This is a genomic window from Flammeovirgaceae bacterium (genome assembly GCA_015180985.1).
Classification (GTDB): Bacteria; Bacteroidota; Bacteroidia; order Cytophagales; family Cyclobacteriaceae; genus UBA2336.
On the sequence record CP054185.1, the window covers coordinates 3,270,102 to 3,290,824 of the forward strand.

The following is a 20,723-nucleotide window of genomic DNA, read 5'->3' on the forward strand; positions in this document are numbered from 1 at the left end:
AGCTATCGAATTCTACAATCGACTTCATAGACGTAGGCTGCTTTCAAAACAGTTGAGTAAAGAATCAAAAATCGTTGCCAAGGACTCATTAGAGGTTTTGGCTGAGTTTGAAAAAATGAACGATGAAGATTAAGCAATTCGAAATCTGGATTGCCGACCTCAATCCATGAATGGGGACAGAGGCCGGTAAAATCAGACCTGTCATTATTGTCCAAACAGACTTGCTTAATAAAGAGCATCCATCGACTATTGTTTGCCCTATAACGACAAATGTAAAGCCGGACTCAGAAATATTGAGAGTTCATTTGAAAAAATCAAAATTTGGACTCAAGGAGGACTGTGACATAATGATTGACCAGGTGAGAGCAATTGATAACAAACGACTTGTGAAAAAAGTTGGAATAGTGGACAGCGACACAGCAGATAAAGTTAGAGAGAATTTAAAAATTGTTTTGGACTTGGACTAAAACGGCACAAACGCTAACACCGTGTTTATTTAATTGCGGGGTGTTGTGTATCAATTGAAATTCGTTTCTTAACTTAGTCCGCTTTAGGCGGACAGTTGCGGAGCAAGTCGCGCTAAACATTCCGCTGCGCTTCATTTTTTAGCGCTCCTTATTCCGCTCACTGTCGCAAACACAAACGTTACCTCGACAATAATAAAAACAAAATGAAAAAATTAGTATCCTTCATCATTCTGGCAACTGTATTAACATCTTTCAGTACTGACATGGATACTTTTGTTGGAAAAATTCTCTATAAAAACTCATTTACTGACCTGAGAGGCAACGACATCACCAACCAGTTAGCACCCTATTTTGGACGAGAGCAACACTACTTCATTGACAACCGGAATTACAAGTCGCACAACGAACAAAATGCCTTGATGCAGTTATATAACGGTGAAACAAACAGCTACTATTATTTCAATAAGGACAAGTCTGCCATAAAATACGATGCCGCCATGCAGACTTCGCAGAAGTTTATAGTAACCAACCTTAACAAAAAGGAAAAAATTGCCGGTTACAAATGTGAGTCGGTTCAAGTGGAGACAGACAATACAACCACAGTGTACTACTTTAACAAAACCATAAGGACCAACCCGGAGAATTTCGCTAACCATAACTTCGGTGGATGGAATAAATATTTAAAAGCAACTGGCGGAGCCTTAAGCTTGAAATTTGTAATGACTGACCATAAAAATGGGTACATCCTGACAAGCGTTGCAACCGAAGTTTCAAAGCAACATTTAACTGCAGCCGACTTTACGGTTCCGGCAGACATAAAACTAACCGATTAACTGTACCTGACAATCATTTACCGGAATGGGGCCGTTCACCGATTAAGGTCATTACCCTAAACCTAACCAACCATCATCCCTATGAAATTAAAAACCTTCCTTGTTATATGCATCACGTTGGTTGCATTGGCATGCCGTAAGCAAACAACCCTGCCATCCGACCCGGTGGCCGAATCGCAAAAATTTTCACCACCCGATAAAACACCCAAACCACAGGGCACCGCGCTTGAACTCGGCCTGGCCGGCAGCGCCAAAGTGTTCTGCTCGGCTTTGTTTGTTTCCGGCAGAAGGCCCGAAGAGGCCATCGTGCACAGCATGACCATTTTTCTGCCCAAAGAGGCGCACAGCAGTGTGAAATATATTATCGACCAAACTAAAAAATCAGTAGCGCTGATTTACAACGATACGTTAAGGAGGTCAGCCACCTATTCCGGTGATTGCGGCTGCATCATCGATACGCCACAGGGCATTGCCTTCACACCACCGGTAATCCTTACAACATTGCCCGAAGCATCCACGCAAGCATGGCCCATGGGCGATGCTCCTGAAAAAACAAGTCCACGTTTACCCCTCCATTCCGATTCACTAAATAAAGCCATTGAAACCGCCTTCGCTCCAGATTCCTACACGGCCGCCTTCCTGGTTATCCATAACGGAAAGATCATTGCCGAACGTTACGACAATGAAGCGAATGCCAACATGCAACTGGAAAGCTGGTCGATGGGGAAAAGCATTACTGCTTTATTAATCGGTCGGATGATTCAGCAGGGGTACTTTAAACTGGATGACCCCGCGCCCGTTCCGGCCTGGCAGCAGGAAGGCGACCCGCGAAAAGAAATACGCATCAGAGATTTGTTACAGATGAGCAGCGGCCTTCACTTCCTTGCACACCGCGACCCCGAAGCAAGCACTTACACACAATACCTCGACCATTGGTATATCTACACCGGTGCGGTTGATGCATTTACCTACAGTTATTCGCGCCCCCTGCAATACCCGGTGGGAAGCACCGGCCGCTATCGCAATTGCGATCCGCTTACAGCCGGCTTCATCATTCGCAGGACATGCGAAGAAAACGGGTTACCTTATCATACCTATCCGCAACGGGAGCTGTTCGACAAAATCGGCATCCGCAAGCAGGTTTTGGAAACCGATCCGTATGGAAACTTTTTGTTGTCAGGGTATGACTACGGCACCGCACGCAACTGGGGTCGGCTAGGCCTATTATGCCTGCAGGATGGCGTTTGGAACGGAGAGCGTCTGCTGCCGGAAGGATTTATTGATTTTGTTTCATCGCCAGCACCCGGCTGGGAGAAACCAGAATATGGCGGTTTCTTCTGGATCAATATCGATACCTTTCCCATCAAAGAAAAAGCTTATTACGCAGCCGGTGCCGGTGGGCAGTACACCGTCATTATTCCCGATAAAAATCTGGTGGTAGTGCGCATGGGCCATTTCAACGGATCGGCCATCGGTACACGCGCATTGGGCCAAGCATTGGCTTCCCTGGTTAACAATATTAATTAGGAAGAACCGAAACAGTTAAGTATAACCTAACTGCCGTTAGTGAAATCCTGAGCCAGTCTGTATTTTTGGGCTTGCTTAAGGAATGCCCATGCCTACGGAAACAATAACCCAAAAAAAAACTGATAAACCCAACCTGGCCGGCCATCAGCCTCCCGAACCTTATAAGCCTAAAAACAAGGTACGTATTGTAACGGCCGCCAGCCTGTTTGATGGACACGATGCGGCCATCAACATCATGCGCAGAATCATCCAGGCTACGGGGTGCGAAGTCATCCACCTTGGGCACGACCGCAGCGTGGAAGAAGTGGTGAACACGGCCATCCAGGAAGATGCTCAGGCCATCGCCATGACCAGCTACCAGGGCGGGCATATGGAATACTTTAAATACATGTACGACCTGCTCAGGGAAAAAGGCGCAGGGCACATTAAAATTTTTGGTGGCGGTGGTGGGGTAATTCTGCCTGATGAGATCAAGGAACTGATGGCATACGGCATTACCCGCATTTATTCACCGGATGACGGCCGCGCCATGGGCCTTCAGGGAATGATTAATGACCTGGTGCAAAAGAGTGATTACCCAACCGGTAAAACAATTTCGAATAACGAACAATTAACAACCCATAACCACCTTCAAATTGCCCAGGCCATATCGGCTGCCGAAAATTACTACGAAGAACACAAGAATTTTTTTAGCGATCTCAACAAAAAGGCGGCTGCATCAAAAGCCCCTGTTCTTGGAATAACCGGCACAGGTGGTGCCGGAAAATCATCAATGGTGGATGAAATTGTAAGGCGGTTTTTACTTGACTTTAAAGATAAGACCGTTGGCCTGTTGTCGGTCGATCCCTCCAAACGAAAAACCGGTGGGGCCTTGCTGGGCGACCGCATCCGGATGAATGCCATTAACAACCCGCGTGTGTACATGCGCTCCCTGGCCACGCGCCAGTCTAACCTGGCGTTATCGGCTTATGTAAAAGAAGCCATACAGGTTTTGAAAGCAGCGGGGTTTGACTTAATCATTCTTGAAACCTCGGGCATCGGGCAAAGCGATACGGAAATTTTAGACCACAGCGATGTTTCGCTGTATGTGATGACGCCTGAATACGGAGCCGCTACACAACTTGAAAAAATCGACATGCTCGATTTTGCCGATGTAATCGCACTGAATAAGTTTGATAAACGGGGTGCACTGGATGCGCTTCGCGATGTAAAGAAGCAATACCAGCGCAACCACCAGCTTTGGGATAAAAAGCCCGAAGAGATGCCCGTATTCGGAACTATTGCTTCGCAGTTCAACGATCCGGGCACCAATCAATTGTACAAATACATTATTGATAAGATTGCCGGTAAAACCGGTGCTCAATTCCATTCATCCTTTGAAATCACTCGCGAAATGTCGGAAAAGGTGTTTGTTATACCTCCTCACCGTACCCGCTATCTAAGCGAAATTTCTGAAAACAACCGCAAGTACGATGAATGGGTTACCGAGCAGGTTAAAGTAGCCGAAAAACTGTATGCCATCAGTAAAACTATCGAATCGCTGACTGGTATTCCGAGCGTAAACAAGGAATCTCGTATGGCAAAAGAAGAATCTCCGGTGGCTCTGTCACCTCAGAATGATATTGTAAAAGTATTGCAGGCCGAATTCGATAAGATTAAACTAAACCTCGACCCCAAAAACCTGCAACTGATTGAAGCGTGGAGCGAAAAGGTAAAAAAATACAAAGAGCCCATTTTCAAATTCAAGGTACGCGACAAAGAAATTGGTATTCAAACCCACACCGAATCACTGGCTCATACACAAGTTCCAAAAGTTACGCTTCCAAAATACTCAAGCTGGGGCGATTTGCTGCGCTGGAGTTTACAGGAAAATGTGCCGGGCGAGTTCCCATATACCGCGGGTATCTATCCCTTCAAACGCGAGGGTGAAGACCCCACCCGTATGTTTGCCGGTGAAGGCGGGCCGGAAAGGACTAACCGAAGATTCCACTATGTTTCATTGGCCATGCCGGCCAAACGACTATCCACCGCTTTCGACTCGGTAACACTGTATGGAAATGATCCAGACTACCGACCGGATATTTACGGCAAAATCGGCAACTCAGGCGTGAGCATTTGTTGCCTGGACGATGCCAAGAAACTCTACAGCGGCTTTAACCTGGCCGACCCCAAAACATCGGTATCGATGACTATTAACGGTCCGGCACCGATGTTGCTGGCCTATTTTATGAATGCGGCCATCGACCAGCAATGCGAGATTTATATCCGCAAGAATGGCCTGGAAGAAGACGTAAAGAAAAAAATCGCTGCGCTTTACAAAGGCCGTGAAAATGAACGCCCCGCTTACCAGGGGCCGCTCCCAAAAGGCAATGACGGTTTAGGATTGATGTTACTGGGTGTTACCGGAGACCAGGTATTACCGAAAGACGTTTACGAAAAAATCAAGACCGATACGTTAATGCAGGTGCGCGGTACGGTACAGGCAGATATTTTAAAAGAAGATCAGGCCCAAAACACGTGTATCTTCTCTACCGAGTTTGCCCTTCGCCTGATGGGCGATGTGCAGCAATATTTTATTGACAAGAAAGTCAGGAATTTTTATTCCGTTTCCATTTCCGGTTATCACATTGCCGAAGCGGGTGCCAATCCGATAACACAAGTAGCCTTTACATTAGCCAATGGGTTCACCTATGTAGAGTACTATTTAAGCCGAGGGATGGACATTAACGCCTTTGCCCCGAACCTCTCCTTCTTCTTCAGCAACGGTGTTGACCCGGAATATGCCGTCATCGGCCGGGTGGCCCGGAGAATCTGGGCTAAAGCGCTAAAGCATAAATACGGTGCCGATGCTCGCTCGCAGATGCTGAAGTACCACATCCAGACCTCCGGCCGTTCGCTGCATGCCCAGGAAATTGATTTCAACGACATCCGCACCACGTTGCAGGCCCTTTATGCGATATACGATAACTGCAATTCGCTTCACACCAATGCGTACGATGAAGCAATTACCACACCCACTGAGGAGAGCGTGCGCAGGGCAATGGCTATTCAGCTCATTATAAATAAAGAGTTGGGTTTAGCTAAAAATGAAAATCCTTTGCAGGGCTCATTTATTATTGAAGAACTGACTGACCTTGTAGAAGAAGCGGTGCTATCGGAATTTGATCGCATCACCGAACGCGGTGGCGTACTGGGCGCTATGGAAACGATGTACCAGCGTGGCAAAATTCAGGAAGAAAGTTTGTATTACGAAACGCTGAAGCATACCGGAGAATACCCGATAATCGGGGTTAATACTTTTTTAAGTTCAAAAGGTTCTCCCACGGTATTACCGCAAGAGGTTATCCGCGCCACTACCGAAGAAAAAGAATACCAGATTGCCATGCTGCGCAACCTGCACCATTTTTATGCCGATAAAGCACCGGTAATGCTGGAACGCGTTCAACATGCCGCCATCCAAAACAAAAACATCTTTGAAGAACTGATGGAAGCGGCCAAAGTTTGTTCCCTCGGCCAGATAACCAGATCGCTGTTTGAAGTAGGCGGCCAATACCGGAGAAACATGTAGGACAGGTAACAATTGTTTAGGCTTTAAAAGTCACCTGCCTACCTGATATCCATCATAGTTGCTCAACCGGGTGTTCACTATTTTTAGTATATGCCCGGCCTGCACGCACTTAAAAACTATTTTGCCGAAACCGGTGAGTTAGCACTGTTTACCGCCCGGTATTTCCGTGAATTTCTTCTTCCGCCTTACGAGTTTAAAGAACTACTCAGGCAATGTTACCTGATTGGAAACAAATCGCTTACGCTGGTTGGGCTAACGGGGTTTATCATGGGCATCGTGCTTACCCTTCAAACGCGTCCCACGTTAATCGAGTTTGGAGCTGAGTCATGGATGCCCAGCATGGTGGGCATTGCCATTGTTCGCGAAATAGGCCCGGTAGTTACTGCACTAATCTGTGCGGGTAAAATTGGTTCCGGCATCGGAGCCGAACTGGCTTCTATGAAAGTAACCGAGCAGATCGATGCCATGGAAGTTTCCGGTACCAACCCGTTTAAGTACCTGGTTATTACGCGGGTTACTGCGTGCATTTTAATGTTACCCGTGCTGGTTGTGCTGGCCGATTTCATCAGCCTGCTTGGTTCATCATTAGTGGAGCATTTAAAAGGAGGCGTGAGCTATCAGTTGTATTTCAGCAAAGTATTTGAGTATCTCCGGTTTGGCGATCTTATCCCTTCGGTCTCGAAATCTTTTTTCTTCGGATTGGCCATCGGTATTGTGGGTTGTTATAAAGGGTTTACATCAAAAAAAGGAACCGAAGGCGTGGGCCGCACAGCCAATGCTGCAGTAGTTATCAGTTCCATGCTGGTATTCGTACTTGATTTTATTGCAGTACTGATAACCGATATCTTTTATGAGTTATGATGGAAAACCGGTAATTGAAGTTGACAAACTGTGGAAGGCCTTTGGTGCTAATCAGGTACTGAAGGGCTTTTCAATGAAACTGTTTCCGGAAGAAAATGTGGTTGTAATGGGCAAGTCGGGTTCAGGAAAGTCGGTGCTTATTAAATGCATTATTGGCTTGTTACCTGTTGATAAAGGAAAACTGCTGGTGCTTGGAAAAAATATTCCGGAGTTAAACCAAAAAGAACTTGACCGGCTCCGGATGGATGTGGGCTTTCAATTTCAGGGAAGCGCCCTGTACGACTCCATGACCGTTCGCGAAAATCTGGAATTCCCGTTGCGGAGGCATTCTGAAAAACTTCGCGGAAGCGACCGCAACAAACTGGTACAGGAAGCGCTTGAAAATGTAGGGCTTTTGCATGCCATCGATATGATGCCTGCTGAACTTTCGGGCGGCATGAAAAAAAGGGTAGCGCTTGCCCGCACCATAATTATGCGGCCCAAAATTATTCTGTACGATGAGCCCACCAGCGGACTGGACCCGGTTACCGGCAAGGAAATAAGCAGCCTGATGAACAACATAAAAGAACTCTATAAGGCTTCGTCTATTATTATCACACACGACCTTGCCTGTGCGCGCATTACCGGCAACCGGATGATTATTCTGCACGATGGTATAAATTATGCCGAATCAACTTTTGAAAAGTTAAGCCAATCGGCTGATGAACCCGTGAAAGCTTTTTTTGCTTAAATAATACTTATGGAAAACACAACTGTTCGCACTATCCGCCTCGGAATTCTCGTTACCGTTGGAGCCGCCTTGTTTACCATTGCCGTTTACCTGATTGGCCAGAAACAAAATATGTTCAGTCAAACATTTAAAGTCCGGGCCCAATTCAACAACGTCAGCGGGCTGCAGCCGGGTAACAATGTGCGCTTTTCCGGAATCACTATCGGATCGGTAACAAAAATTTCCATTCTGCACGACACCGTTATTGAAGTTGAAATGCGCCTGAAGGAAAGTATGAGGCCCTACATAAAACACGATGCCCACGCCAGCATTGGTACCGATGGACTCATGGGAAATATGCTGGTAAACATCTCGCCCGGCAGTGAACGAGGAACCGTGGTGCATGATAACGATCTAATCAAAACGTATAGTCCCATAAAAACCGATGATATCCTTCAAACCCTGAATGTTACCAACGAGAATGCCGCCATGCTTACGTTTGATTTATTGGAAATTACGCGTCAGGTAAAACGTGGCAAAGGCACTGTGGCTTCATTACTCTATGATACCCTGCTTCGAAATGAAATCCAGCGGATGGCCCGCAACCTGCGTGAGACCACCGAGAAAACAAACCGGTTGGTTACACAGATTAGCCGGATTACCACTGAAGTCAATCAAGGGCGCGGTGCAGCAGGATGGCTGTTAAACGACACCCTTACTCAACACCAGGTTAAAGCCACAATGGCCAATTTACAGATGACCGGCAAAAAACTCCAGGCAGTAACTGATACACTTCAACTGATGCTCCAGGAAATAAAATCAGGCAGGGGAACACTGCACACACTTGTTTACGATACTGCCATGGCCGGCAACCTGAAAAAATCCATTGAGGCGATAAGAGACGGAACCGTTAAATTCAATGAAACCATGGAGGCTATGCAACGAAGCGCTTTCCTTAAAAAATACTTCAAAGAGAAAGAAAAAAAGAAGTGAGTTGCACCTTGGTGCACTCACTTCAGTACCGGTAAAACACTTACTTCTTCACAAGCACCTGTTCACCGGAGGCGGTGGTGATTTTAAATATCGGAGAGCCGATTAAATCTTTCAGGTTAAACACAATTCCGGCATAGCCAATTACACGCGAATCGTGGTAAAGCGTGTTCATGGCCTTATCCAGCACGCGGATATCAAGTTTTTCGGGGCTATTTCCCTGAATGGATAGCAAATACCGGTTTGCAGTGCCAAGTCTGGTTACATGAACTACCGGTGCTTCGTTGCTTCGTGCACGGTTTACTTTATATTGAATAGTCTTTGAATACTTACCGGAAGCACTTTCCAGTTTAATGGTGTAGTCGCCTTCTTTCATTCCATTAAAATTAACCGGCAGAATAAAACCATTGGTCTTACGGAATACCTTGGTAAGCACAACCTCACCATATCGGTTAATAATGGTCATCTGCACATCCGCCAACTGCTTACCTTCATAGATAACCTTGAAGATACCGTTGCCCCGCTCCACTACGGCAAATTGCCGGTTCACCAAATCAGTTGCTGAAGCTACTGAGGCCACAGCAACTGCTGCAACAATAAAAAATAATCTTGCTTTCATAATTTTAAACTTTTGTTTTCAGTGCAAAAATACGGCAGCCTTTAAGGTAAGGTTGGCTTGTTGTAAGGAAACCTGATTTTTAAATTAAAAAAACGATTGCGCTGCACGCACCGGCTGTTCTTGATAGAATCTTACTTAAAAAGTCAGCACAAACAGCGAAGTACCTGTTATTTGTAACGAAAACGTTTGCATCATCCTGCTAAAGTCCGCTTACCGTGATATGGGCGATTCCGGAGCCGCCTTTAACATGATACACTTTGGCAAAATCACCGTTAAGTTTTTCAATACGGCTGTATAGCAGGTTTAACTCCTCATCAAACACATTAATGCGCGCCACACGGGCCTTACCGGAAGGAATACTCACCAGGTACTTACCCGGCTGCCGGAGCCGGACAACCGAATAGGGCGCAGCCTGAACAGCAGTAACTTCAAACAACTGCGACTGACTGCCGTTGCTGCCTGTAACACGAATCTCGTATTGACCTGGCAACAGATTATCAACATGGTATGCCTTCTTAAATCCTTTTCGGGCCTTTACCACATCATAAAAAATAATGTTACCCTTGCTGTCGAGGATTGATACCTTAGCGTATCGGCTATCGTCAGCCGAATAAAATACTTTAATAACCGATGAGCTTTTAACAATAGTTACTCCGGAAAAAACAGGATCATCCATACCGGCAGCAACTGTTACACCCGCTGCCATGGTGAGTAAGCAAAAAATTAAACTGGCTTTTTTCATACGATATAAAATTGATAACCGTAAGACGGTGATTTACCAGTTGAAGTTGCAGTATAAACATCAAAAAATTGTTAAATGAAAAATATGGCATTTGGGTCTTTGTGGCCAATAAAGCGCGGCTTAAAACGGTGATCACAAATTTTTGTTGTATCATTCACAACAATCTTTTAAAAGTTGTTCATACCCGAACCCTTGTGCCGCTTCCGGACACCGTATTATCTTAACCAAGCAGGTTTGCTTTTCCACGGCCGATAAACTACTTTCATCACCTTAATAATTAAAAACTATGAGATACCGTGTATTAATTACCCTGACCATGGTGCTGCTGGTTGTGCCATTGGCTGCCCAGAAAAAGAAAGCCAAGCCTGCTGAAACCCAGCCCGCACCAGTTACTGAAGTAAAAATGCAGATACCGCCACCGGTTAAAGTAACCACCGTGGAAGGCATTACAGAATACAAACTTCACAACGGCCTGCGCGTACTGTTATTCCCTGATCCGAGTAAACAAACCATTACCGTTAACATTACCTACATGGTGGGCTCCAAGCACGAAAACTACGGTGAAACCGGCATGGCCCACCTGCTGGAGCACCTCGTATTTAAGGGTACCCCGCGCCATCCCAACATTCCGCAGGAACTCACCGAACACGGTGCCCGGCCCAACGGCACCACCTGGGTTGACCGCACCAACTACTTCGAAACCTTTAATGCCACCGAAGAAAACCTGAAATGGGCCCTTGACCTGGAGGCCGACCGCATGGTGAACAGTTTTATCGCCAAGAAGGATCTGGAAAGTGAAATGACAGTGGTGCGCAACGAATTTGAAGCAGGAGAAAACAGCCCGTTCAGGGTTACCATGCAACGTACCATGGGCGCTGCCTACGACTGGCACAATTACGGCAAATCAACCATTGGCGCACGGTCTGATATTGAAAACGTTTCGATTGACCGCCTGCAGGCTTTTTACAGAAAATATTACCAACCCGATAATGCCGTACTGGTTGTGGCCGGCAAGTTTGAAGAAGGCAAAACGCTTGACCTGGTTAACCAGTACTTCGGGGTTATTCCAAAACCGGTTCGGGTAATTGAACCCACCTACACAGCCGATCCGGTTCAGGATGGCGAACGCACCGTAACAGTACGCAGGGTTGGCGATGTACAACTGGTGATGGTCGCCTACCGGATCCCTCCCGGATCGCATACCGATTATGCTGCCGTTGACGTGTTGGCTAATGTACTCGGTACTGAACCCTCCGGCCGCCTGTACAAAGCACTTGTCGATACCAAAAAGGCAAGTTCTGCCGGCTCATTCAGTTTTCAGTGGAAGGAGCCCGGGCTACTGCTGAACTATGCCGAAGTACTGAAGGAAAAACCGCTGGAAGATGCCCGTGCTGCCATGATTAAAGCACTTGATGATGTTGCTAAAAATCCGCCCACCAAAGAAGAAGTGGACAGAGCCAAAGCAGAAATTGCCAAGCAGGTTGACCTGATGTTCAACTCTTCAGAACAGGTGGGCCTCGCATTAAGCGAAGCCATTGGCGCTGGCGACTGGCGGTTGCTGCATCTCACCCGCGACCGGGTTGCAGCCGTAACGGTAGAAGATGTAGCGCGCGTAGCTGCCCACTACCTTAAACCGGATAACCGCACAATCGGGTTATTTATTCCAACGGAAAAACCCGATCGGGCCGAGATACCGGCCGCTCCGGATGTGGATGAACTGGTAAAAAATTACAAGGGAAAACAGAACGTGGCCCAGGGCGAAGCCTTTGATCCTTCGCCTGCCAACATCGAATCGCGCACCACACGCTTTACATTACCCAACGAAGCTAAAGTGGCCCTGCTGCCCAAGAAAACGCGTGGTGAGTCAGTCCGTATGAACATCACCATCCGGTTAGGCGATGAAAAATCGCTGCCCGGCAAAAACACAGCCGGCCAATTTGCTGCCGGCATGCTCGACAAGGGAACATCCAAGTTAACCCGCCAGCAGATTAAAGATGAATTCGACCGGCTGAAAGCCAATGTATTTTTCTTTGGCTCTTCGCGGATTGTAACCGTTTCTATCGAAACAACAAGGCCGAACCTGGCCGAAACCATTAACCTGGTGGCCACGGTGCTGAAAGACCCGTCCTTCCCTGCCGATGAATTTGAAAAACTAAAAAATGAACAACTGGCCACCATCGAATCGCAGCGAAGTGAACCACAGGCCATCGCCCCGAATCGTTTTCAGCGCCACATCAATCCGTACCCGAAACAAGATCCGCGCTATGTAGAAACTTTCGATGAATCGGTAGCCTCCATCAAGGCATTGAAACTGGATGACGTAAAGGCTTTCTATAAATCGTTCTACGGATTCACCAGCGGCACAACCGTAAGCGTAGTGGGCGATTTTGATGAAGCCGAGATTAAAAAACTAATTTCCGACAATTTCGGCAACTGGAAGTCACCGGCCCCATACAAGCGGATTGAGAATAAAGTAATTCCGGTTTCTGTAATTAATGAATCCATCGAAACCCCGGATAAAGCCAATGCCATGTTTATTGCCGGTTACAATTTTGAACTGAAAGACGACAACCCGGACTACCCGGCCTTACTCATCGGCCACTACATGTTGGGTGGCGGCTTCCTCAACTCCCGGCTGGCGGTGCGCATCCGGCAAAAAGAAGGCATCAGTTACGGAGTGGGTTCAAATGTAAACGTGGGCTCATTGGATAACGCCTCCTCGTTTACCGCTTTTGCCATTTACGCTCCTGAAAATGCCGGGAAACTGGAAGCGGCTTTTATGGAAGAAGTTAAAAAAGTGGTGACTGAAGGCTTTACAGCCGAAGAAGTAGCTGCTGCCAAATCAGGGTGGTTACAACAGCGCACGGTAAGCCGGGCGCAGGATCAGAGCCTGGCAAGCACCCTAAATAACGGTATGTTTCTGGGCCGCACACTGGCCTGGGATGAAAACCTTGAAAAAGCAGTGAGTGCAGTAACGGTTGAACAGGTGAATGCCGCCATGAAGAAGCATCTTGATCCATCAAAAATTAATATTATAAAAGCTGGCGATTTCGCTAAGGCCAAAGCCAAAGCGGAAGGAAAGTGATTATATAAAAGTTAGTAACGAGAAAGGGGCCTTGAGCCCCTTTTTTAATTTAAATGATACGAATCGCGGCTTTGATATTCCCGATCGAGGATATACTGCTGGAATTTTATTTTCTGCGTTAAAAATCGCTGCCGTCCGGAGTGATCACTTAACAAAAACCGGTACCGCTCCGAAATATCAAGACTCAGTTGATTGGCTACATCGTATAAACTGAAGAACCCCTGATGCCGTGTGATTTTGCGCTGACTCATGTATTGCTGAAATAATTCACTCAGCTTCCCTCCTGCCAGTTCGTTCAGATCAACCCGCCAGAAACGCACATCACCCCCCGGGTACATCTTCGACCGGAACGTGCGGAATAGTGTTTCCATACTGAATACATCCACACATTTAACAATAATGTCCGATTCACCACCAGGATAGCGCTTGATCACACTTTCCAGCTTCATCAGCGATCCTATTTTTTCTTCATTCAGTGTATGATTAAAAAATATACCAAATGTGATGTCGGAATTTTCGGCATCCTGCAGCAACTGCTTATACCGCGGCTCAAAAATGTGCAACGGCACCAACTCGCCCGGGAGTGGCAAAATAGCCAGCGGAAACATGGGTATGGTAGTCAGTTCGCTCATGCAGGGTATAACAACCAATATAACATTTGGTTAAAACGAAACCAGGCAATAAGGGTTTATACCAAATTCGGACACCAGTTTTTTCTCACCCGGCAGAAAGGAGAGATTAATCAGAAAAGAAAAGCCGGCCACGCGCCCGCCTGCCTGCTGTACGAGGCGACCGGCCGCTGCCGCGGTGCCTCCGGTAGCCAGCAGGTCATCGTGTACTAAAACATTCCAATCCTTTAAAATAGCATCTTCATGCATCTCAACGGTGGCCGAGCCATATTCCAGGTCATAATCCCTTGAAATAGTGCGGTACGGAAGCTTGCCCACCTTGCGTACCGGTACAAACGGGCGGTTTAGTGCGTGGGCCAGCATTCCTCCGAATATAAAACCACGCGCTTCAATGGCCACAATAGCATCCACATTAAAGGTTCGGGCATGCCTAACCAATGCATCTATAACCTGCGTAATCAACTCCGGGTCAGTCAGTACCGGGGTAATATCCTTGAATACAATGCCTGGTTTGGGGTAGTCAGGAATATCGCGGATTGCCTCCCGCAGTTGCTGACTAAGATTCCTGTCAAAATTCATATCGCCAAAAAACAAATTCCGGTTAAAGTAACCTAATTTTAGGCATTCCATTCAGATTATGAAGATTATAACACGCATGCTGGAAGATGAAGTATATGAGGCTTCCAATGGTTCAGGCCATACTGTAAGGATTGATATGCGTGAGGCATCATTGAAAATCAATCAATCGCCTGTTGAACTGCTGCTGTCTTCGCTCGCGGCCTGTGGCGCAGTGGACATTGTGTTGATACTTAAAAAGCGCAAGAAAAAAATTATCGACTTTGTTATTGAAACCACCGGGGCTCGAAAGGAAGATGCTCCGCGCAGGTTTACTGACATCCATTGCAAATACATCATCACCTCGCCCGATGTAAACGAAGATGAACTGAATAAAGTAGCCTCGCTTTCGCTCGAAAAATATTGTTCCGTAGCAGCAACACTCAACAGTAAGATTACTTATTCGGTAGAAGTAAAGCGGACTGATTAAATAAGTTTTCCGTCAACAAGAACCGACTCAATCAGGTTACTGCCATACGCATACGGCAGATAAGCCAGCGAAGGCATGGGTCTGGTAATAACCAGATTTGCTCTTTTTCCAACCGTCACCGCTCCCATCACATCATCCAACTCAAGCGCATAAGCGGTATTAAGGGTGGCCGCATTGATTGCCTCTTCGGGTGTCATTTTCATTTTAATACATGCCAGGGCAACCATCAGGGGCATATTGCCGCTGGGTGAACTGCCGGGATTGTAATCAGACGCAATGGCCAGTGGCAGCCCGGCTTCAAGCATTCTTCTTGCCGGAGGAAACGGAAGGCCGAGAAAAAACGCAGCCCCCGGAAGCGCGGTGGGCATTACACTTGTACCCTTCAGTAAATTGATTTCCTCCTCCCCGATGTTCTCCAGGTGATCCACACTCAACGCCCCGGTTTTAACACCTACCTGCACCCCGCCCGACCGGTGCAGCTGGTTGGCATGGATGCGGGGTTTCATGCCATGCTCTTTTCCTCGTTCAACAATCCGTTCAGTTTCTTCCGGTGTAAAAAAGCCCTGCTCGCAAAATACATCAATGTAATCGGCCAGGTTCTCAGCTGCTACAGCTGGAATCATTTCGTTTAAAATCAGATCCATGTACTTGGTTTTGGATGTTTCTTTAGGTACCGCGTGTGCACCGAGAAAAGTGGTTTTAACCGTTAATGGAGTTTCCCGACCGATGCGCCTGGCCACCCGCAACATTTTCAGTTCGTCTTGCACGGTAAGCCCGTAACCACTTTTAATTTCTACTGCACCCGTTCCTGAACGGATGATCTCCCAGGCACGACCGATGGAGCGATTAAGCAATTCATCTTCCGAAAGCTGTTGAAGTTTTTTTGCAGAATTAAGTATTCCTCCGCCTCTTTTGGCAATCTCTTCGTAGGTGGCTCCCCGAATTTTCATAACAAACTCCTCCTCGCGGCTGGCTGCAAATACCAGGTGGGTATGCGAATCAACAAAAGCAGGAAATACAAACCGGCCTGATGCATCTATCGTTGCTGCCGGCAGGATGGAAGCCGGAAGTTCCTGCATGGGGCCGTAACCGGAAATCAATCCGTTGGAAACCGTCAGGTAAGCATCAGCGAGCACAGGGAGTTCGGCCATGGCACTGCCGCGTACAGGGCCTTTCCAATGTTCGCGAACCTGTACTAATCCTTTACTATTCAGGATCAGTAAATCGCAGGTCACAAGGGTACAGAATTATTTTCCAAATGCCTCAACACCATAGTCGAGGTTCGAGCCAAATACCGGGAAGCTGATCTTTAAGAGCGCATAAAAGGTTTTACCCTCAATGCTGGGGCGGTAACCGATTTCACCGCCATAGGCCCAGCTGAATTGCCGGTTAAATTTACCTTCGATGCCGGCACGGAAACCGAACTTCTTCAGGTTAACAGCACTTACATCATACGATCGCTGTTCGGTGAGGATAGGTAAACCGGAGTTGGAGTCAACAGGTGTGTATACAATATTGTCCAATGCAAGCGAAGGCGCAAACATCAAATCGGCAAAAACTGTAAGGATGAGGTCGTCCACACCGGCTTCAAACTTATCAAAGCTAACGGCAACGTTACGAATCCACGTCATCGAACCACCCAGGTAAAGCCCTCTGGAAGAGATGTTGCTGAAAAGGTTGGCATCGGTGGTGAAATCGGAAAGGAGGATACCGTCTGAACTTCTGAAATCCGAATACGATAGTCCCTGGTTTTCCATTGCACGGTTCAGGTCGGTTGAACTATCCCAGATGATGCCGCCCAGCCGGGCTCCGTAAATTTTACGAACCTTACAGGGCACCTCGGCAGTTAACGGTACGCGCGCAGCCCATTTGTTACCCTTGTAGCTGCTTTTGTACAGGAACATTTTTGTCTTCGAGCTTTCATCAAAATCTTTTACGTGATAGGTAAACCCGAATTCGTAGTAGTTAAACACCTCGAAACGGTTATCGACATCCGAAGTTTTTGCGGCCAGGTCGCGTGAATAGTCGTAAAAACTTTTACTGTACGTTTTTCTGAAGTGTGCCTTAAAATCAACCTTGTCGCGCAGGTAGTAGTTGGCTTCCAAACCGAAGCCCGCGTTGACGTTGGTGGCAAACACTTCGCCATAGAGGGGCTGCAGGTGCACAAACAGCTTATTTACCGAATAAGGTTCATCGTAAATTTCCTCGTATGTAACTGCTGTTTTGTCTTTGCGTTCGCCCTGGGCATAACCCGCAAAAGGCAACAGAAGCAGGCAAAAAATGATAAACCGCTGATTGCTGATCATTTTAAAAGCATTATGGAAGGTAAAAATACGGAATTTATACGGAATCAAGCGATTACGTAATAGGTACCGGCCGGGCTGATGTAATAGAAAAGGCGTTTTTGCTGAATTTTAACCTGCTGTGGCCTTGCTGTTAACCTGTTCTTCCAATTCGGAAATACGCTTTATGTATTCACGCTCCTTACGGGCCATTTCCTCCTGGGTAGCCGAAAGTTCCTCCATATTCTGACGCATTTCCTCCTCCTGGGCCCGCATCTCTTCGGCTTGCTGTTGGGTGCGTTCCAACAGCATGCGCGTACTTTCGTTTATTTTAACCGCAGAAACCGTTGCGGCTATACTTTCTGCAAACTTTTCTATCAACCGGATTTGATGTTCTGCCAATTGCTTAAAACTGGCCAACTCCAATACGCCATATACTTTGTCGTTGGCCTTTAGCGGCACCAGTAACAGGCAGGTGGGCGTGGCTCCGCCAAGGCCCGATGTAATGTGCACATACTCTTCGGGTAATTTGGTCAGAAAAATCCGGTCGGCTTCCTGATAACACTGCCCCACCATGCCCTGACCGATATCAACCTGTTTGGAGATAAATTTTTTTCGTTCAAACGCATAAGCCGATACAAGTTCCAGAAACGGATGATGTTCATCATCATCATTAAGCAAAAACAAACCACCCTGGTTGCTGCCGGTATAGTTTACAACAAACTTAATGAGTTTATCATACAACGCTGCAGCATTACCTGTCTCACGGAGAATCTCACCAATTTGAGCGAGGCCCTGGGTTGCCCAGTTCCTCCGGGCATCTTCATCGGCATTGGCTTTGAGGTTATCCCGCATACTTAAAAGCCGAGCAGTTAAACCACTTTTATCATCCGTTCCAATAGCAACTGAGTAATCACCGTTGGAAATAGCTTCAATAAAACGCGAAAGTGTATCAACGCGGCTTTTCTCCTCTTCCAGACTGGAGGCAGTGAGTTTTATTAGTTTATTCTTTTGTCGGTTGGATCGGAAATACATGAAAACACTTATGGTAAAAACTCCGGCCAACAGCACCAGCATAAGCAGTGAAACTGATTGCATGCGAACTGAAATTGCTTTTACCTGTACAGCCAACAAGCCGGCTAACCGATCAAGCGAATGGGAGGCCTGCTCAAATGCATTATCAATTTCCGATTTTACGAACGTTCCTGCCTGCCGCTGCTGGTTTATACCAGTACTTATTCGCTGTACATCGTACAGAAAATTTTTAATCAAAACCCGGGTGTCTTCATCCGGCTCAGGTAAATCAAAACCGGGCGGGCGATCTCCCGCATAAAATGCTTCCAGGTTATGAATTATCCTGCTTAGCGGCTTAAGCACCTCATCCTCCATCGCCCGTGGCTGATTTGAATCGGCAATCCGATCATAATGCAGTTGTCCGGTTGCCAGCACCTGCCTGCATTCCATAATCAGGTTATTACAGGCCGCTGTTTGCGCATACCCGGTACGGATGTGCCGTACAGCCAATGCCATTAAAACCACAATCACAAGCCCGCTGAATGCCAGGATGCCCGTAGCACGGTGTATCGGATTTAATTTCTTAATCGCCTTTAGCACGTTTCAAGGTTATTTTTTATCAATCAATGTTAACTCTCCTGACCGAAATTGTACAAACGGAACTAACTGGTTATCGCGCGCCTGCTGAAAATCATATCCTTCGGTAAGGTACCCGGTAAATTTTTGACGCACGAGGGCATCCTGAAAATAAACACCATACTTGTGCAATGTATTACCAACAAATAACATAAAATCATACCCCAGTTTGGCGTAATCCGAATACGGATTTGTTGTTGATACCCTGCCGTGCGTACGTATAAACTTACGCTGAAAGGCCTGGTAGGCCGGATTGGTTACTGCTGTGAAATTAGAGGCAAACAAAACAATGCCCAACTGCTGGTATTTTTCAAAATCAACCGCAGTCTGGTCAAGCCATGCTTCGGACCCTAAAATTGTGACCGAGTCTTTGCGGGCTTCTATGCTGCTGATGACCTTGGTGTAAATCAACGGATCATCCGAAGCGACAAACACGCAGCCCAGGCTGTCTTTGGGCAGGCTGAATTGCTTGGGATACTTAAATTCATCAAACTCCGTTGGTGTTGCCAGGATGGACATAATCTTAGCTGACTCCGAACGGCTTACACGTTCTATCTGCATGATAGTAAGCCCCGTAGTGGCAGCGCGTTTCAGAAAGCTCATGGCCAGCACCGAGTCGCGCCTGGTTTCGCCAAAGAACACCATGCACTTTTTATTTTTAAGTTTATATGAGTCGAGGAACTCAGCCGAGTTTGATCCCAGTGATTCAAGTGAGGGTTGGAATAAATACCCGTAGGGATTATCTTTTACCAGATCGAAATTATTGCTTACCGGGTTAAACAGGTTAATCCGGTTGGCACGCGAAAAATCCTGTACCAGTTTATTTTCTTCCTGAAACAACGGCCCGACAATCAGATCGGTATTTCTGATCTCCTCTTTGGTTAAAAGCTCTTTTATCTTTTCCGCGTTGCGTTCGGTATCGTATGCGCGCAAGCTGATTTTAACGCCTTGTTTAGCCAGTGTATCAACTGCCAGCTTCATACCTTCGTATAAATCAAGTACAAACTGGTTGCGTTTTCGCTGGGGCGTGGGCTCCAGTGTGTTTACCAGAAACGGAAAAAGGACGGATACACTGTAAATTTCTTTATGCACAGTAGGAGGAACTTCATCCACAAAATCAGATTTCTTTAGCTTGAATTTGGCGATGAGCTTATCCAGCAAAGTCTTGTCATCGGGTTGGTTTGATTGGGCAATTACCCGGGCCAGCCGATCGCCCACAATTTCATCATTCGGATAACTTTCATGCATGCGCTTCAGCGCCTCCGCATCGGTAACGGCCGCAAGATGACTTCGTTTAAGGGCAGCCTGCTCTTTAGCCAGTTTTCCGCTTTTAATTTGTGCCAATGCCTGCAAGGCCTGGAAGTACTCGCCTCCATCAAAATAAATTTTTGCCAGCCACAGGTTTACTTCATCGAGTTGATCCCAGGTGGAGTAAAGGGATTTAACCTGCATGAGCATATCTTTGGCTACCGAACGATAGCCCTGATGATACGCACTTATCGCGTAAAAAAATGATGCATACTCTGAAAACGGATTGTTGGCATCGTACTGAATCAAGGGCTTGAACGACTCCATCGCCAGGTTATACCGCCCTTCTTTAAACAACGCTTTGGCGCTGGCATACTGTTGCTGGTAATTAACCTGGGCAGGCAAGTTGATGGAGGCTGCCAGCCATACCATGCAAAAAAGTAGTACGATGCGTTGTGTCATGATGCA

At 46.8% G+C, this 20,723-nt stretch carries 16 protein-coding genes and 1 pseudogene; 9 read left to right on the forward strand and 8 right to left on the reverse strand.

The features are described 5' to 3' along the window. Positions 1-122 precede the first annotated feature (122 nt). The 7 genes and pseudogenes from HRU69_14945 to HRU69_14975 all read left to right on the forward strand — a co-directional run bounded on the left by HRU69_14945 (position 123) and on the right by HRU69_14975 (position 8,958). A pseudogene (locus tag HRU69_14945) lies at positions 123-467 on the forward strand (type II toxin-antitoxin system PemK/MazF family toxin). A 203-nt stretch (positions 468-670) separates the two neighbouring features. Next, on the forward strand, positions 671-1,300 hold the full coding sequence (locus HRU69_14950) for a DUF4412 domain-containing protein (protein QOI98699.1): 630 nt from the start codon (positions 671-673) through the stop codon (positions 1,298-1,300). Between the two features lie 81 nt (positions 1,301-1,381). Beyond that, positions 1,382-2,827, forward strand: coding sequence for a serine hydrolase (locus HRU69_14955; protein ID QOI98700.1), 1,446 nt, complete (start codon positions 1,382-1,384; stop codon positions 2,825-2,827). A gap of 88 nt (positions 2,828-2,915) precedes the next feature. Continuing rightward, entirely contained in the window at positions 2,916-6,395 is a 3,480-nt protein-coding gene (locus HRU69_14960; GenBank protein ID QOI98701.1) for a methylmalonyl-CoA mutase family protein, read from the forward strand. A gap of 90 nt (positions 6,396-6,485) precedes the next feature. Further along, positions 6,486-7,256, forward strand: coding sequence for an ABC transporter permease (locus tag HRU69_14965; protein ID QOI98702.1), 771 nt, complete (start codon positions 6,486-6,488; stop codon positions 7,254-7,256). Then, the gene (locus tag HRU69_14970) at positions 7,246-7,986 is read left to right on the forward strand and encodes an ATP-binding cassette domain-containing protein (protein ID QOI98703.1); all 741 of its coding nucleotides are present in this window, start codon (positions 7,246-7,248) and stop codon (positions 7,984-7,986) included. The genes HRU69_14965 and HRU69_14970 overlap by 11 nt, the downstream gene beginning before the upstream one ends. Before the next feature lie 9 nt (positions 7,987-7,995). Continuing rightward, complete coding sequence (locus HRU69_14975; GenBank protein ID QOI98704.1) at positions 7,996-8,958, forward strand: MCE family protein; 963 nt, start codon at positions 7,996-7,998, stop codon at positions 8,956-8,958. Between the two features lie 40 nt (positions 8,959-8,998). Here the strand turns inward: HRU69_14975 and HRU69_14980 are convergent, their stop codons facing one another. Together HRU69_14980 and HRU69_14985 are read right to left on the reverse strand one after the other, a co-directional pair. Next, positions 8,999-9,574 (reverse strand): hypothetical protein, encoded by a 576-nt coding sequence (locus tag HRU69_14980; GenBank protein ID QOI98705.1) that lies wholly within the window; start codon positions 9,572-9,574, stop codon positions 8,999-9,001. Positions 9,575-9,773: 199 nt separating this feature from the next. Then, positions 9,774-10,316: a hypothetical protein gene (locus HRU69_14985; GenBank protein ID QOI98706.1), complete on the reverse strand. Its 543-nt coding sequence runs from the start codon at positions 10,314-10,316 to the stop codon at positions 9,774-9,776. Between the two features lie 286 nt (positions 10,317-10,602). Between HRU69_14985 and HRU69_14990 the strand changes: the two genes are divergently transcribed. Next, a complete protein-coding gene (locus HRU69_14990; protein QOI98707.1) occupies positions 10,603-13,401 on the forward strand; it encodes an insulinase family protein in 2,799 nt (932 codons plus the stop codon). A 44-nt stretch (positions 13,402-13,445) separates the two neighbouring features. Here HRU69_14990 and HRU69_14995 read toward each other — a convergent pair whose 3' ends face one another. Both HRU69_14995 and HRU69_15000 read right to left on the reverse strand, forming a co-directional pair. Then, positions 13,446-14,033 (reverse strand): LON peptidase substrate-binding domain-containing protein, encoded by a 588-nt coding sequence (locus tag HRU69_14995; GenBank protein QOI98708.1) that lies wholly within the window; start codon positions 14,031-14,033, stop codon positions 13,446-13,448. Between the two features lie 30 nt (positions 14,034-14,063). Beyond that, positions 14,064-14,609, reverse strand: a complete 546-nt coding sequence (locus HRU69_15000; protein ID QOI98949.1) for an adenine phosphoribosyltransferase — start codon at positions 14,607-14,609, stop codon at positions 14,064-14,066. 58 nt (positions 14,610-14,667) lie between these two features. Between HRU69_15000 and HRU69_15005 the strand changes: the two genes are divergently transcribed. Continuing rightward, positions 14,668-15,075 carry an OsmC family protein gene (locus HRU69_15005; GenBank protein QOI98709.1) on the forward strand — a complete coding sequence of 136 codons (408 nt, stop codon included), beginning with the start codon at positions 14,668-14,670 and terminating at the stop codon, positions 15,073-15,075. Here the strand turns inward: HRU69_15005 and HRU69_15010 are convergent. The 4 genes from HRU69_15010 to HRU69_15025 form a co-directional block, all read right to left on the reverse strand. Beyond that, on the reverse strand, positions 15,072-16,310 hold the full coding sequence (locus tag HRU69_15010; GenBank protein ID QOI98710.1) for an imidazolonepropionase: 1,239 nt from the start codon (positions 16,308-16,310) through the stop codon (positions 15,072-15,074). The two genes, HRU69_15005 and HRU69_15010, sit on opposite strands and share 4 nt — an antisense overlap. Before the next feature lie 12 nt (positions 16,311-16,322). Further along, positions 16,323-17,381 (reverse strand): hypothetical protein, encoded by a 1,059-nt coding sequence (locus tag HRU69_15015; GenBank protein ID QOI98711.1) that lies wholly within the window; start codon positions 17,379-17,381, stop codon positions 16,323-16,325. 108 nt (positions 17,382-17,489) lie between these two features. After that, positions 17,490-18,971, reverse strand: a complete 1,482-nt coding sequence (locus HRU69_15020) for a GAF domain-containing protein (protein ID QOI98712.1) — start codon at positions 18,969-18,971, stop codon at positions 17,490-17,492. Positions 18,972-18,980: 9 nt separating this feature from the next. Continuing rightward, a complete protein-coding gene (locus HRU69_15025) occupies positions 18,981-20,717 on the reverse strand; it encodes a hypothetical protein (protein QOI98713.1) in 1,737 nt (578 codons plus the stop codon). Positions 20,718-20,723 lie beyond the last annotated feature (6 nt).